Annotated in this window: 13 protein-coding genes; 7 read left to right on the top strand and 6 right to left on the bottom strand. The window is 67.2% G+C overall.

Annotation, left to right across the window (positions count from 1 at the left end):
- Positions 1–28: 28 nt before the first annotated feature.
- Entirely contained in the window at positions 29–628 is a 600-nt protein-coding gene (locus VD997_12605) for a hypothetical protein (protein ID HYE62829.1), read from the top strand.
- A 2-nt stretch (positions 629–630) separates the two neighbouring features.
- Here the strand turns inward: VD997_12605 and dut are convergent, their stop codons facing one another.
- The 3 genes from dut to VD997_12590 form a co-directional block, all read right to left on the bottom strand.
- Positions 631–1134: a dUTP diphosphatase gene (gene dut / locus VD997_12600; protein ID HYE62828.1), complete on the bottom strand. Its 504-nt coding sequence runs from the start codon at positions 1132–1134 to the stop codon at positions 631–633.
- Positions 1135–1141: 7 nt separating this feature from the next.
- Complete coding sequence (locus VD997_12595; GenBank protein ID HYE62827.1) at positions 1142–1435, bottom strand: hypothetical protein; 294 nt, start codon at positions 1433–1435, stop codon at positions 1142–1144.
- A 75-nt stretch (positions 1436–1510) separates the two neighbouring features.
- Positions 1511–3082, bottom strand: coding sequence for a polysaccharide biosynthesis protein (locus VD997_12590; GenBank protein HYE62826.1), 1572 nt, complete (start codon positions 3080–3082; stop codon positions 1511–1513).
- An 88-nt stretch (positions 3083–3170) separates the two neighbouring features.
- Between VD997_12590 and ruvA the strand changes: the two genes are divergently transcribed.
- Positions 3171–3833 carry a Holliday junction branch migration protein RuvA gene (ruvA, locus tag VD997_12585; protein HYE62825.1) on the top strand — a complete coding sequence of 221 codons (663 nt, stop codon included), beginning with the start codon at positions 3171–3173 and terminating at the stop codon, positions 3831–3833.
- Between the two features lie 46 nt (positions 3834–3879).
- Entirely contained in the window at positions 3880–5046 is a 1167-nt protein-coding gene (locus tag VD997_12580; GenBank protein HYE62824.1) for a mannose-1-phosphate guanylyltransferase, read from the top strand.
- 66 nt (positions 5047–5112) lie between these two features.
- On the opposite strand, the gene ftsH is transcribed toward VD997_12580, so the two are convergent.
- From ftsH to bamD, 3 genes are all read right to left on the bottom strand, one after another.
- Complete coding sequence (ftsH, locus tag VD997_12575; protein HYE62823.1) at positions 5113–7164, bottom strand: ATP-dependent zinc metalloprotease FtsH; 2052 nt, start codon at positions 7162–7164, stop codon at positions 5113–5115.
- Between the two features lie 224 nt (positions 7165–7388).
- Positions 7389–7952, bottom strand: coding sequence for an LPS assembly lipoprotein LptE (gene lptE, locus VD997_12570; GenBank protein HYE62822.1), 564 nt, complete (start codon positions 7950–7952; stop codon positions 7389–7391).
- Between the two features lie 12 nt (positions 7953–7964).
- Complete coding sequence (bamD, locus tag VD997_12565; protein HYE62821.1) at positions 7965–8981, bottom strand: outer membrane protein assembly factor BamD; 1017 nt, start codon at positions 8979–8981, stop codon at positions 7965–7967.
- Positions 8982–9239: 258 nt separating this feature from the next.
- On the opposite strand from bamD, the gene VD997_12560 reads away from it, so the two are divergent.
- From VD997_12560 to VD997_12545, 4 genes are read left to right on the top strand one after another with little or no spacing between them, the layout of a single operon-like run.
- Positions 9240–10610 (top strand): efflux RND transporter periplasmic adaptor subunit, encoded by a 1371-nt coding sequence (locus VD997_12560; protein HYE62820.1) that lies wholly within the window; start codon positions 9240–9242, stop codon positions 10608–10610.
- Positions 10607–11311, top strand: a complete 705-nt coding sequence (locus VD997_12555) for an ABC transporter ATP-binding protein (protein HYE62819.1) — start codon at positions 10607–10609, stop codon at positions 11309–11311. The genes VD997_12560 and VD997_12555 overlap by 4 nt, the downstream gene beginning before the upstream one ends.
- On the top strand, positions 11308–12516 hold the full coding sequence (locus VD997_12550) for an ABC transporter permease (GenBank protein ID HYE62818.1): 1209 nt from the start codon (positions 11308–11310) through the stop codon (positions 12514–12516). Before VD997_12555 ends, VD997_12550 begins: the two co-directional genes overlap by 4 nt.
- A complete protein-coding gene (locus VD997_12545; GenBank protein ID HYE62817.1) occupies positions 12509–13891 on the top strand; it encodes a TolC family protein in 1383 nt (460 codons plus the stop codon). The genes VD997_12550 and VD997_12545 overlap by 8 nt, the downstream gene beginning before the upstream one ends.
- The last annotated feature ends 92 nt before the right edge of the window (positions 13892–13983 follow it).

The following is a 13983-nucleotide window of genomic DNA, read 5'->3' as shown; positions in this document are numbered from 1 at the left end:
TATCTTCGCCTTTGATGTGAGCAGTCGCGTGGGCAGCGGTCAGAACCTCAATCTCTCGATTGCGACTCGTGTGGATTCAGGACCGTTTCAGCTGCGCCATCGCGTCAGCCCGATGTCTCACCACCCTCCGCGTATTGAACAGCGGCCCGATGGAACTGTCGTTCTCAGCCGAACGCATGCGGGCCAGTACTTCGTGCAGTTGGTGGCCTGCAGTGCATTGTTCATCGCTGGCCTCGTGGTCATTCTGCTCGACCCCACCGCAAGGCGTTTCAGCACCATCGACCTCACGACCAAGCTGACCGCGGGTGCCGGACTGCTGCTGCTTTGGTACTGCCGATACTGGTTTAGGGTCTCGCGTGTGGTAGTTCAGGAGGGGAGAGCATGGTTCCCTCCCAGCGAGGAGCGGCTCCCCTATCGGCTGATCGCCCACGAAGTGACGTCGAGGTTTGGTTTGCGCCGGATCACAACGTCCGTCGTGGTTCTCTACACCGAAAAGGGACGGTTCGTGGTCGCGAATGGCGAAACGGGTGAGCAGCTCGGAGAGTGCTTCCGAGCTGTCGAGTTTCTTGCGACCGATGAGGTTGAAACAGGCGCTGATCTCTTGGAGCGATATGGTCCGCTGATCTAGCGTCAGTGCTTGCCCGTGGACCCAAACCCACCGCTGCCGCGGACCGTCTCGTCCAGTTCGTTCACCTCGACCACGCCCACCTGCACGACGGGGGCGATCACCATCTGGGCGATGCGCATGCCGTGGGTGATGGCGAAGGGCTCGCGACCGTGGTTGATCAGGGGGACGATGACCTCGCCGCGGTAGTCGCTGTCGATGGTGCCCGGTGAGTTCACCGGCGTGAGGCCGTGGGTGGAGGAGAGGCCCGAGCGGGCGCGGATCTGGGCCTCGTACCCCAGCGGCACCGCCATGGCGAAGCCCAGCGGCACCTTGACGATCTGGCGGGGCTCGATGGTGATCGAGGCGATGGCCTCGGGCAGGCAGGCCGAGAGGTCCATGCCCGCGGCGCCGACGGTCTGGTAGCGGGGCAGCACGGCCCGGGGGTCGAGGCGCTTGATCCGAAGCGGGACCGACCCGGCCGCGACGGAAGGGGCCGGGAGCTTGATTTCGATGGTGTCGGTCGTCATGTGGGGGTCATGCCCTGGCGGCTCCGGTCGCGAGCTGCCCGGGGCGGGTGATGACCTCGGCGGGTCCTTCGTACCCCTTCTCCAGCTGCGCGATGAGCCGCTCGTACGCGTCGATGGAGCGGCGGGTTTCGGCGATGGCGTTGTCCAGGCTGCTGGCGCCGGTCACCCGCTTGTACAGGTCGCCCTTGGGCGAGGGGGTGGACTCGATGGTCTTCTTGGACTCCAGAAGCGCGCCGAGGAGCGCGGCCGCCTTGTCGCGGGCGGCGAGAGTGTCCTGAAGCAGCCGTGCTCGGTCGGTCATGGCCAAGGACAAGTATAAGGAACGCGCGAAGGGCAGTCTGCCGCCCAGGACCCGAACCTGGGGGAGAAGGCGCGGTCAGGCGGCCTTGGTCCGAGAATCACCGCCTTGGGGCGATTCAGGTGCCATTTCGGGCACGTGCCGCCGGATGGCCGAGAGCACCGACGCCTTGTCCACATGGCTCCGCATGCCCGAGAACTCGGCGATCATGGTCGTGACGTCGAAGTCGGCCCCCACGCTCGAGGCCAGGGCCATGATGCCGGGGTAGGGGGTGGGCAGGAGGGCTTCGGAGCCGTAGCTGAGCTCCTCGTGCAGCTTCTCGCCGGGGCGGGCGCCGGTGAAGATGATGTCGATGGCGCTGCGCCCGGTGTCATCGGCGGGCGGGTGGTCGGGGAGGCGGGGCTGGTAGCCGCTGAGGTGCACAAAGCGGCGGGCGAGGTCCGCAATCTTGATGGGGCTGCCCATGTCGAGCACGTAGATGGAGGGTGCCTGAGCGCCCTGCGGCTCGATTGCGGAGGCCTGGATCACGAGGGTGGCCGCCTCGTTGATGGTCATGAAGTACCGCGTCATGCGCGGGTCGGTGACGGTTATCGGGCCGCCCTCGGCGAGCTGGTTGCTCCAGATCGGCAGGACAGAGCAGGCCGAGCCCAGGACGTTGCCGAAGCGGACCATGCTGAAGGAAGTGCCGGGGCGGCCGGCGCGGGTTGAGCCGTGGGACTGCACGCCCAGGTGCTGCACGTACATCTCGGCGAGGCGCTTGGTCGCGCCCATCACGCTGGTGGGGTTCACAGCCTTGTCGGAGGAGATCATCACGAAGCGCTCGGCCCCGACGGCGAGGGCGGCGTCGGCGATGCTCTTGGTGCCGAAGAGGTTGTTCGTGACGGCGTGGGAGGGGTGGTCCTCCATGAGCGGCACGTGCTTGTGGGCCGCGGCGTGGAAGATGGCGTGGGGTTTCAGGGCGACCAGGTGCCGCAGGGTCTGCTCCGCGTCGACGACGTCGTGGAGGATGGCCTTGCGCTTGACCTCGGGGAAGCGGCGCCCGATCTGACGGTCGATCTCGAAGAGGGCGTTCTCGGAACGCTCCATCATGATGATCATCTCGGGCCGGAAGGTGCAGGCGATGCGGCAGAGCTCGCTGCCGATGGAGCCGCCGGAGCCGGTGACGAGCACGCGTTTGCCCGCGAGCACGCGTTCCACGGCCCGCCGGTCGATGCCGTAGGGGGTGCGGCCGATGAGCTCGACGAGGTCGATGTCGCCGGCGTTGGCCTTGGAGGCGGTGGGGGAGGCGAGCATGTCGCCAAGGGTGGGCACGAAACGCTCAACGATACCGCAGGCGCGAAGGATGGAGCGGACCTTGAGGATCACGGCGCCCTCGTTGGCGGGCAGGCTGACGATGGCGACCGAGAAGGGGTCAATGGCCTGAAGCGTGGGGAGTGAGTCGAGTGTGCCGAGGCTGCGGACGGAATCCTCGCGGAGGTCGGGGTGGTCGGTGAAGAGGTAGCCGACGGGGGTGATGCCGAGGGCGGTGATCTGGTCCCACAGCAGCGGCAGGGTGGCGGCGGTGCCGATGAGGATGGGGCGACGCCAGAGCGACTGCTCGCTGAGGGTGCGGTCGTGGGTGGCAGTGGGGGTGGGCGCAGCGGGGGTCATCAGGTCCAAACGGGCCTCCTTCCCCTGTATCGGCCGGGGCCTGCGTGGCCCGTGCATGATCGTGTTCTGCTTCTGCTACCCTGCGGCCATGATCTGCCGGATTACGGGGACGCTGGAACACGTGGATGGGCTTGGGCTTCGCATCGCGCCGGCGGGGTCGCCGTTTGCGTACGAGGTGCTTGCGCCGGCGTTTCTGGCCGAGCGGCTGAGGGCGCAAGTCGGGAAGCCGGTGACGCTTACGACCTTCGAGTACCTGGAGAGCCAGGGGCAGGGGACGAGCTTTATCCCGCGGCTGATCGGGTTCCAGGGGGCGCCGGAGCGGGACTTTTTCGAGCTGTTCACGACGGTGAAGGGGATCGGGAACAAGAAAGCTCTGCGGGCGATGGCCTTGGAGCCCGCGGCCATCGCGCGGGCGATCGTCGCCAAGGACGCCAAGGCCCTGACCAAGCTTCCGGAGATCGGCAAGCGGATGGCCGAGACGATCATCGCCGAGCTGCACGGGAAGGTGGACGCGTTCCTGACCGAGACGGAGATCCAGGACCTGAACGCCGCGGCGGAGGGCAAGCCCACCCCCGGACAGGCGGACCCGATCATCGAGGAGGCGGTCGAGGCGCTGATCGCGCTGGGCGAGGCGCGGACGGACGCGGAGGCGATGGTGAGCAAGGCGACGTCCCGGGCCAGGCGCGAGGGGCGGCAGCTGGGGAGCGCGACCAGCGTGATCGAGGCGGTTTTCGGGGCGAGGTCCAGCTAGGTCGCGCCCGCTAACGTCCGGCGGGTTCCGCTATCCTGAACGGCACATGCGTTACGCGATGATCATGGCGGGGGGGGCGGGGACACGCCTGTGGCCAATGAGCCGCAAGGACAAGCCCAAGCAGCTGATCCAGTTCATCCAGCGCCCGGGGGACACCAAGCCGCGCTCGCTGCTGGAGCTGGCGGACCGGCGGCTGGAGGGGCTGATCGAGCCCGAGCAGCGGTACATCTGCACGGCGGAGCAGTACCGCGGGATCATCCGCGGGCAGCTGCGTGACTACAGCGATGAGCAGATCCTGGGTGAGCCTGCGGCGCGCGACACGGTGAACGCGGTGGGGTTCGCGGCCGCGGTGCTCGCGAAGGAGGACCCGGAGGCGATCTTCGCGGTTCTGACGGGCGATCACGTGATCGAGCCGGAGGAGACGTTCCGCGAGCGGATGGACCTTGGGTTCCGGCTGGTTGAGAACGACCCGCGCCGGTTCGTGACGTTTTCGATCAAGCCGACGTACCCGGCGACTGGCTTTGGGTACGTCGAGCGCGGGTCGCCGGTGCGCGACCGCAAGCAGGGCAAGAACCCGGGCGTCGACGGCAGCAAGGAGCACGCGTACCAGGTGGCGCGGTTCGTGGAGAAGCCGGACGCGGCGCGGGCGCAGGTGTACGTGCAGTCGGGTGACTTCGGGTGGAACAGCGGCATGTTTGTGTGGAAGGCCGCGACGTTCCTGGAGGCGCTGGAGAGGTTCAAGCCCGAGAGCCATGAGGGGCTGATGAAGATCCAGGGCGCGTGGGGCACGAAGAAGGCCAAGGGCGTGCTGGCGGAGGTGTACCCGACGCTGCCCAAGATCAGCGTGGACTACGCGGTGATGGAGCCGGCGGCTCGCGAGTTCCAGAAGGCCGAGAGCAAGGGGCAGGAATCACGCTTCAGCGTGTGCACGGTGCAGATGGACCTCAAGTGGCTGGATGTGGGCAGCTGGCCGAGCTTCGCGGAGACGGTCGCCGGCGACAAGGCCGGCAACCGCACGACCGGCGAGGGCACGAGCATTGTGCTGGGCGGGAAGAACAACCTCGCGGTAACGAGCGCGGGTCACACGATGGCGATGCTGGGGTGCGAGGACCTCATCGTGGTGCACACGCCGGACGCGACGCTGGTCATGCCGCGGGCGAAAGCGGAGGAGCTGAAGGCGCTGCATGAGCTGGTGGATGGGAAGCTGAAGTAAGCGTCAACGAAAAAGCCCAGGGATCATGATCCCTGGGCTTTGGATTGTCGTTCTCTGAGGACTACGTCAGGCAGGGCTCGGCACCGCCCCCGGCGGGAGGTCGGTCCCCGGCTCCTCCTTCACGATCGGCTCGAGGCCGCGCTTCTTCGCGGCGGCGTTGAGCATCTCGGTGACGGTGGGGCGGGTGAGGGCCTGGCCGGAGAGCAACCGGTCCACGTCGTCGCTGCTCAGGGTCTCGTGCTTGAGCAGGGCCTCGGCGACCACGACCACCTTGTCCCAGTTGGCTTCGAGCAGGCGCTTGGCATCGGCGTAGGCCTCCTCGACGAGGCGGCGGACCTCCTCGTCGATGAGCTTGGCGGTCTCCTCCGAGTAGTCCTTCTCGGGCATGAAGGTCTCGCGGGTGTCGACGGGGGCGTAGCGGACGAAGCCGAGCCGATCGCTCATGCCCCACTCCAGGATCATGGCGCGGGCGATGTTGGTCACCTGCATGATGTCCTGGCTGGCGCCGGTGCTGGTGTCGTTCATCGCCTTCTGCTCGGCGATGCGCCCGCCGCAGAGGATCTGCATGGTGGCCCGCAGCCACTTTAGGCTGTAGCCCATGCGGTCCTTCTCGGGGAGGCTGAAGGTCGCGCCGCCGGCGGCGCCGCGGGCGATGATGGTGACCTTGTGCAGCGGGTCGGCGTCCGGGAGCATGCGCTGGAGCACCGCGTGACCCGCCTCGTGGTAGGCGACAAGCTTGTTCTCGTCCTTCTCGCGGATGCGGCTCTTCTTGGCGCGCCCGAACTTCACTTTGTCGCGGGCCTCCTCGAGGTCCTCCTGCTCGACCGATTCCTTGTTGGCCATGGTGGCGGCGATCGCGGCCTCGTTGATGATGGCGGCGAGGTCGGCGCCGCTGAACATCGGGGTGCCGCGGGCGATGCGCTCGAGGTCAACAAAGGGCGAGAGCTTCACCTTCTTGGCGTGCACGCGCAGGATCTCGAGGCGGCCCTTGAGATCGGGCAGCGGCACCGTGACCTGGCGGTCGAAGCGGCCGGGGCGGATGAGGGCGGGGTCGAGCACGTCGGCGCGGTTGGTCGCGGCGATCACGATCACGCCGTCGGCGGCCTGGAAGCCGTCCATCTCGACAAGGATCGCGTTGAGGGTCTGCTCACGCTCGTCGTGCCCGCCGGTGGTGAAGCCGGAGCCGCGCCGCCGGCCCACCGCGTCGATCTCGTCCAGGAAGATGATGCAGGGCGAACTGTCCTTGGCCTGCTTGAAGAGGTCGCGCACCCGGCTGGCGCCCACGCCCACGAACATCTCGACGAAGTCCGAGCCGCTGATCGAGAAGAAGGGCACGTCCGCCTCGCCGGCGATGGCCTTAGCGAGCAGCGTCTTGCCGCAGCCGGGCTCGCCGACGAGGAGCACGCCGCGGGGGATGCGCCCGCCGAGCTTGGTGAACTTCTTGGGGTTCTTGAGGAACTCGATGATCTCGGTGACCTCTTCCTTGGCCTCGTCGATGCCGGCGACGTCGGCGAAGGTGATCCCGGTCATCTCCTTGTTCATGGTGCGGTGGCGGGACTTGCCGAAGGAGCCCAGCATGCCGCCGCCGGCGCCCGCGTTGCGCAGGCCGCGGCTGATGCCGTACCAGAGCAGCATGAGGAGCAGCACGGCGGGGGCGAAGAGGATGAGCAGCTGCACCCACTGGGCGCTGGGCTCGGTCTTGAAGTCGCCCTTGGTGATCTCGTTGACGAGGTCGAAGGCCTTCTCGCCGGTGCGGGCGTTGAGGGGGATGGTGACAGTGGTCTCGGCGTTGGAGTCCGGGCCCGCGACCCGCTTGGCGATCACGGCGTCGTCGCGCAGGACGACGCTGTTGATCTGACCGTTGTTCCACATGGTGCGGAAGTCGTCGAAGGTGATCTTCTCCCCATGGCCGGGGGAGTTGAACATCATGAAGATGAGGACGCAGAAGATCAGCATCGAGACGATGCCGAACAGGCCGCGGTTGGGGGCGGGCTTCTTGTCGCCGGGGCCACCCTGCCCGTTCCCAGGCCCGCCGGGGCCGCCCGGGCCTTCGGGGCCGCGGCGCTGGCGGGGCCCCTCGGCCATCAGGGTCCGCAGGCTGTGGATGGGGCGGGTCAAGCTCAACATGCGATTCGGCAAGGGGTTGTAACCTCTCTACAGGCCCGGTTCGGGGGCCCACTCGTTCTTTCGGCATCATCCCCGGCCAGATGCACCCGGACCCACCAGCCCCCGTGAAAAGGTAGGCCCGCTGCCCGCACAAACCCTTGGCAGCGGCCGAAGACCGGGGACCGGCTGAGTGCTGGCCGATTGACCTCTTATACGCCGCGGATGGGCGGGCAGGCTTACCAGCTGGCCCGCATTTCGGCCACCACATCCCGGGCAAGCCGCTGGATGGCGCCGTGCTGGGCCGTCTCGATCCGTTCGCCCGTGGGGCGGGCGGGCACGAAAGTGTCGGTGGCGGCGAAGTTCTTGCGCGACATCAGGACCTTGCCCGAGCGGGCGTCGCGCCACTCGAAGTCGATGGTCAGCTGGAACGCCTGCTCCTGCACCAGCCCCGTGGTCTTGTCCAGGGTGAGGCGGCGGAGCTGGGCATCAGTGATGGTGGCGATCAGGCGGGAGTCGGCGTTCGCGGCCGAGACCACCTTGAGGCCGCTGCTGGCCTGCACCTGCTTGATGACTGCTTCGGTGAGCTGGACCTCCAGGCCGGGGTAGTAGGTGCGGTTGTCGAACACGGGGATGGTGACGGTGCGCACGCCCTCGGGGTAGGTGGAGGCGAACGAGTAGCCCTTGGATGGGTTGGAGGAGCAACCGGTGAGCAGTAGCAGTGCGAGCAGCAGCACGTGCCACCGAGATGAGTTCATCTCGGTGGTTTTCTTCTCCGGTACTCGCACGTTCGGCTCAGTCATCGAGCGCTGTCCTTACTTCTTGGCCGTCTCGTCCACGATCACGTCCACCCGCGCCTCGGTCTTGACCCAGCCCTTGTCCTGCATGGTCTTGAGCCCCTCGGCCGCGGCGGCGGTCGCGGGGTGCTTCTGCACGAGGCGGGTGAGGGTGAGGCGTGCGGAGGGATCGTCGCCGCGCTTCATGTACCAGTTGGCGACAGTGAGCATCTGGGCCGCGGCGGACTCGTCGAGGCGAACGATGAGGGCGTCGGAGAGGCCGGCGTCATGAGCCTCGCGCGGGTACAGCTCCTGGTACGCCTTGATCTGGTACTGGGCCTCGATGAGTCCGGAGGCGTCGTACTTGGGGCCCTTGAACTGGGCGATGGTGGCGTAGATGCGCCGCTCCATGGCCTTCTGCCGCATCTCGCTCTTGGGGAAGAGGATCACGAAGCACTCGTAGGCGGTCGCGGCCATCTTGAGGTCGCGCTCGCGGTAGTAGTAGTCGGCGAGATCCATGAGGGCCTGCTCGGCGAGCCTGCTGCCGGGGAGGCGCTCGTTGATCCGGACAATGATCTCTTCCGCGATGTCCACGCCGGACTCGATCCGCAGGCCCCAGATCTTGCGCTTGAGGCCGTTGAGGTACTTGTTGGCGACTTCCAACTCGCGCTCGAGGGCGGTGGGGAAGGCGTCGCTGTAGGGGTGGTTGCGGGCGACCTCCTCGGTGTCGAAGAGGGCCTTGAACTCGTTGTGGCGGGCGATCTGGGCGGTGGCGCGGAGGACGTAGGCCTCGGGGAGCGCGGGGCTGTCGGAGGTTTCGTTCTCCTCAATCCAGGCGTTGACCTTCTCGTAGGCCTCGTCGAACTGCTCGCTGGCGATGTGGCGGCGGACCTCGGCCATCAGGGCGCGGTCGGGGTCCGTCTCGGCGATCACGACGGGCGTCACCTCGACGGGGCGGGCGGGCTGCGTGGTCGCGCCGGTCTGCGGATTCTGCGCGTTCTGGCCGTGGGCCATGCCGGCCAGGGCGAACGCGAGCAGGCATGAAGTCCATCTCATAGGGAGCGAGTCTATCGGGCGTCCCGCGTCGGTGCCTGAGGGCTGGGGGCGATGCCCGACGGGAACCCGCCGCCGGTATCATCCAATGAGAGGTCGGAGGGTGAGCCGGTGGAATCGGATTCACCCGGGCCGGCGAACCCCCTGCCGCTGTTCACGATCCGTTCTGCAATGACCCCGGGCCGGTCACGTTCATCCCTTCCTAGGCCCTGTTCGAGTCTCTGATCTTGTTCTGTCACGACGTTTGCACGATCGCTCCACATGAAGAAAGCACTCCTCATCCTGGTGGTTCTCCTCGCTCTCGGCGGGGGTGGCTGGTTCTATTGGAACAAGACCCGCGATAACGACAGCGCGGCCGAGCAGCCCGCCATGCAGACCGCGACGGTGGCCCGCGGCAACATCTTCCAGGCCGTGCCCAGCACCGGGCGGGTGGTGTCGAACCTCGATGTTGAGATCAAGGCGCGCGCGGGCGGGCAGGTGGTCAAGCTGCCCTTCGATATCAGCCAGGAGGTCAAGAAGGGCGACCTGCTGCTGCAGCTGGACCCGACGGAGCAGCAGCGCACGGTGTCGCAGCGCGAGGTGAGCCTGACCATCGTGCAGGCGCGCCTGGCCCAGGCGAAGCAGAACCTGGTGATCGCGGAGCAGGAGGTGGTGACCTCGCGCGACCGGGCGAACGCGGCCTTGGCGTCGGCGCAGGTGCGGGCCAAGGAGGCCGCGGACCGGGCGGAGCGGCGGCGGCAGCTGCTGGCGGAGAACCTGGGTTCGCAGGAGGACTATGACGCGGCCATGACCGCGGCCGCCTCAGCGGCGGCGGAGCTGGAGAACGCCAAGGTGCAGCTCCAGGAGATCAAGACCTCGGAGCTGGCCCTCGAGGTGCGGCGCGAGGATGTCAAGCTCGCCGAAGCCCAGGTTACGGACGCGCAGATCGCGCTGGACCTCGCGAAGACGCTGCTCGGGTACACCACGGTGACCGCACCGATCGACGGAGTGGTGGCGTCGCTAACGACGCAGACGGGCGCGATGATCGCGTCGGCCACCACCAACGTCGGCGGCGGCACGTCGATCATGATTCTGTCGGACCTCTCGCGGGTGTTCATCCTCGCGGCGGTTGACGAATCGGACATCGGGCAGGTGGAAGTCGGGCAGGATGTGGACATCACGCTGGACGCGTACCCCGGCAAGAAGTTCGAGGGCAAGGTGGTGCGCATCGCCACCAAGGGCGTGAGCACGAACAACGTCGTGACGTTTGAGGTGAAGATCGAGGTCGAGGGTCCGAACAAGAAGCTGCTCAAGCCGGAGATGACGGGCAACGTGCAGATCATCGCGGCTCAGAAGGCCGATGTGCTGACGATCCCCATGGCCGCGGTGCAGCGGAAGGAGCGGCAGCAGGTCGTGACGGTCGTCAACGAGGACGGCAGCACCACGGACGTACCGGTGAAGGTGGGGCTGAACGACGGCGAGAAGTACGAGGTGCTGGAGGGGCTGAAGGAAGGTCAGAAGATCCAGTACCGCGCCGGGGATGAGATGAGCCGCTGGCGCGCGGACCAGCAGAACCGGCCGCGCGGCATGGGCATGCCCGGCATGGGCTTCCCCGGTGGTGGTGGTCGCGGCGGCGGTGGGGGGCGGCGATGATCGTCGGTCGCGACCTCGTCCGCACGTACCGCCTCGGTGACAACGTCGTGCGGGCGCTCAACGGCGTGTCGCTGACGATCAACGCCGGTGAGATGGTGGCGATCCGCGGACCGTCGGGCTCGGGCAAGTCGACGCTGATGAATGTGCTGGGGTGCCTGGAGCGGCCGGACTCGGGCACGTACCTGCTGGAGGGGCAGGACACGTCGAAGCTGTCGAGCGACAAGCTGGCGGAGATCAGGAACAAGCGGATCGGCTTCGTGTTCCAGACGTTCAACCTGCTGCCGCGGATGACGGCGCTGGAGAACGTGGAGCTGCCGCTGCACTACGCGGCCCGGCACGATGCGAAGGAGCGGGCGCACGAGGCTTTGAAGGTTGTGGGGCTGGCAGACCGCACGCATCACGAGCCCAACCAGCTCTCGGGCGGTCAGCGGCAGAGGGTGGCGATCGCGCGGGCGATCGTGAGCGACCCGGCGATCCTGCTGTGCGACGAGCCGACCGGGGCGCTCGACTCGCGGACGGGCGAGGAGATTCTGAACCTGTTCAAGTCGGTCAACGCCCGCGGGCACACGGTGATCATCGTGACGCACGACCTGGGCGTCGCTCGCCACTGCCAGCGGGAGATCTACATCAAGGACGGGCAGATCACGATGCCGCCGGAAACCGTGGCGGGGACCCTTCACGAGGAGGTCGCCCTGCCATGATGCTGTGGATGATCGTGAAGGTGGCCCTCAAGAGCCTCGCGGCCAACAAGCTGCGGAGCGTGCTGGCGATGCTGGGCATCATCATCGGCGTTGGCGCGGTGATCTCCATGCTCGCCATTGGCGCGGGGGCCAAGAAGAGCATCATGGACCGCATGTCGGCCATGGGCACGAACCTCCTGATCGTCCGCCCCGGGCAGCGCGGCAGCATGGGCGTGATGTCGGGCACGCAGCAGAACCTCACGCTGGAGGACGCGGAGGCGCTGCTGGGGGTGGAGGGCGTGCACGCGATCGCCCCGGTGGTGGGGGGCAGCGGGCAGATCAAGTACCTGAACAAGAACACGCGGAGCAGCCTGGTCGGGACGACCCTGACGTACTTCACGCTGCGCGACTTCAAGATCGAGAAGGGGCAGAAGTTCACCGACCTGGACGCCGATCGCATGGCGCGGGTGGCGGTGATCGGGCCCGTCACGGCCACCAACCTGTTCGGCGACATCGACCCCATCGACAAGGTCATCAAGATCAACGGCATCAACTTCCGCGTGATCGGCGTGATGAAGAGCAAGGGCGACCAGGGGTGGTTCAACCCCGACGACCAGATCATCATCCCGCACACCACGGCGATGAAGCAGGTGCTGGGGCAGGACCGGCTGCGGGAGATCGCGATCCAGGCGGAGGAGGGCGGGGACCTCGCGAAGGTGCAGGAGGATATCGCGTCGCTGATCCGCAAACGTCACCGCGTGCAGCCGGGTATGCCCGACACGATCGACATCCGCAACCAGGCCGCGATGCTGGAAGAGGCCAACGCGATGAGCCGGACGTTCACAGTGCTGCTGGGGGGTATCGCTGGGATCTCGCTGCTGGTGGGCGGCATCGGGATCATGAACATCATGCTGGTAACGGTGACCGAGCGCACCCGCGAGATTGGCGTGCGTAAGGCGATCGGGGCCAAGAACAAGGACATCCTCAGCCAGTTCCTGCTCGAGTCGCTGCTGATGTCGGGCATCGGCGGGCTGCTGGGTGTGGCGATGGGCGTGGGCGGGGCGCGCCTGCTGCCGATGCTGCTGCCCGACTTCCAGTCGCTGGTGGAGCCCTTCAGCATTATCCTGGCCCTCAGTTTTTCCGCGGCCGTGGGCGTGTTCTTCGGCTTCTACCCTGCGTGGCGGGCCGCCAAGCTGGACCCCATCGAGGCCCTGCGTCATGAGTAAACCGATCCGTGCCACCGAGATGTCCTCATCTCGGTGGTTCATCGCCCCGGTGCTGATGCTCGGCTTGCTCGCCGGCTGCACCGTCAACCAACGCGCCGAGGTCGACACCTACCGCGCCGTCCTCGACGAGCACGCCCCGCGCGAGCGGGTGGAGGCCCCGAGCACCGAGCAGCCCCTCACCCTCCAGCACGCCCTCTACCTCGCCAACCAGAACGACGAGCAACTCTCGATCCGCGGGGAGCAGTACCTCCAGTCGCTCATCGCCCGCGCCCGCGCTGCCAACGTGTTCCTTCCAAGCGTGTCGGCGTCAGCCTCGCACAACCTCAACGTCAACGGCTCGACAGCGCGCAACTCCACCAGCGCGAGCGTCGGCGGGTCCATCCAAGTGTTCAACCTGCGGTCGATCCGCAACCTCGAGCAGGCGCGGGTGCTGAGTGAGGTTTCGCGCCTCGACCTTTTGGACCTCCAGCAGACGGTGCTGCTGGGGGTCGCGAACAGCTTCTACCAGGTGCTCACCGCCGAGGAGCAGGTGCGGGTGCTGCAGAACTCGCTCGCGCTGCGGGCCGAGCAGCTGCGCGACGTGGAGGCCCGCACGCGCTTGGGCATCGCCCGTCCGCTGGACCTGGCTCAGGCGCAGGCCGACGAGTCCTCCACGCGCGTGTCGCTGATGCAGGCCCAGAGCAACGCCCGCCAGGCACGCACCACGCTCGCGTTCCTGCTGGGGCTCGATTACATCGACAACCCGCTCGCGGACCAGTTCGCCCCGCCCACATCGCCCAGGCCCGCCATCGAGTTCGAGCAGGACGCGGTGGATCATCGGCTGGATCTGGCCGCGGCCCGCAGGTCGGTGGAGGTGGCGTCCATTGGCGTCAAGGGCGCATACGCCCAGTACTACCCGAGCGTGAACCTCAACACGTCCTTCCTGCTCTACTCGAGCGCGGGCAGCGGCAACCCGTGGTCGCTCACGGCGTCGCTGCTGCAGCCGGTGTTTGACGCCGCGCAGACCTACCAGGACGTCCGCGATGCGCTGTCGGGCCTGCGGCAGAGCGTGATGCAGCAGGACCGACTCGCCCGCCAGATCCACGAGGACGTAACGCTCGCGTACGAGGACTTCATCACCTCTACGAGCAAGCTGCGGGAGCTGGAGATCAGCGTCACCGCGGCGCAGCGGGCGTACGACCTGGCCGTGGCGCAATACCGGGTTGGCAACGCGAGCAACCTCGACCAGCTCACTGCGCAGGACCAGCTGCTGAGCGCGCAGCTGCAGCTGAGCAACGAGCGGTTCAACCAGAAGCTGTTCTACCTGAACCTGCTGCGGGTGACGGGGCGGTTCGGGCTGAACACGCCGAGCGAACTGGGCCTTGGCGGAACCTGAGCGGACGTGTAGGTCTTCTATGGCCTCGATGTCCTCTACAGAACGTGTCAGAGGCCTGCCCTTCGGCTGCTATCTTCCCCTGCCGCGGCTCA

Source organism: Phycisphaerales bacterium (genome assembly GCA_035627955.1).
In the GTDB taxonomy this organism is placed as follows: domain Bacteria; phylum Planctomycetota; class Phycisphaerae; order Phycisphaerales; family UBA1924; genus JAEYTB01.
This window is presented reverse-complemented; position numbering and strand designations above follow the sequence as displayed.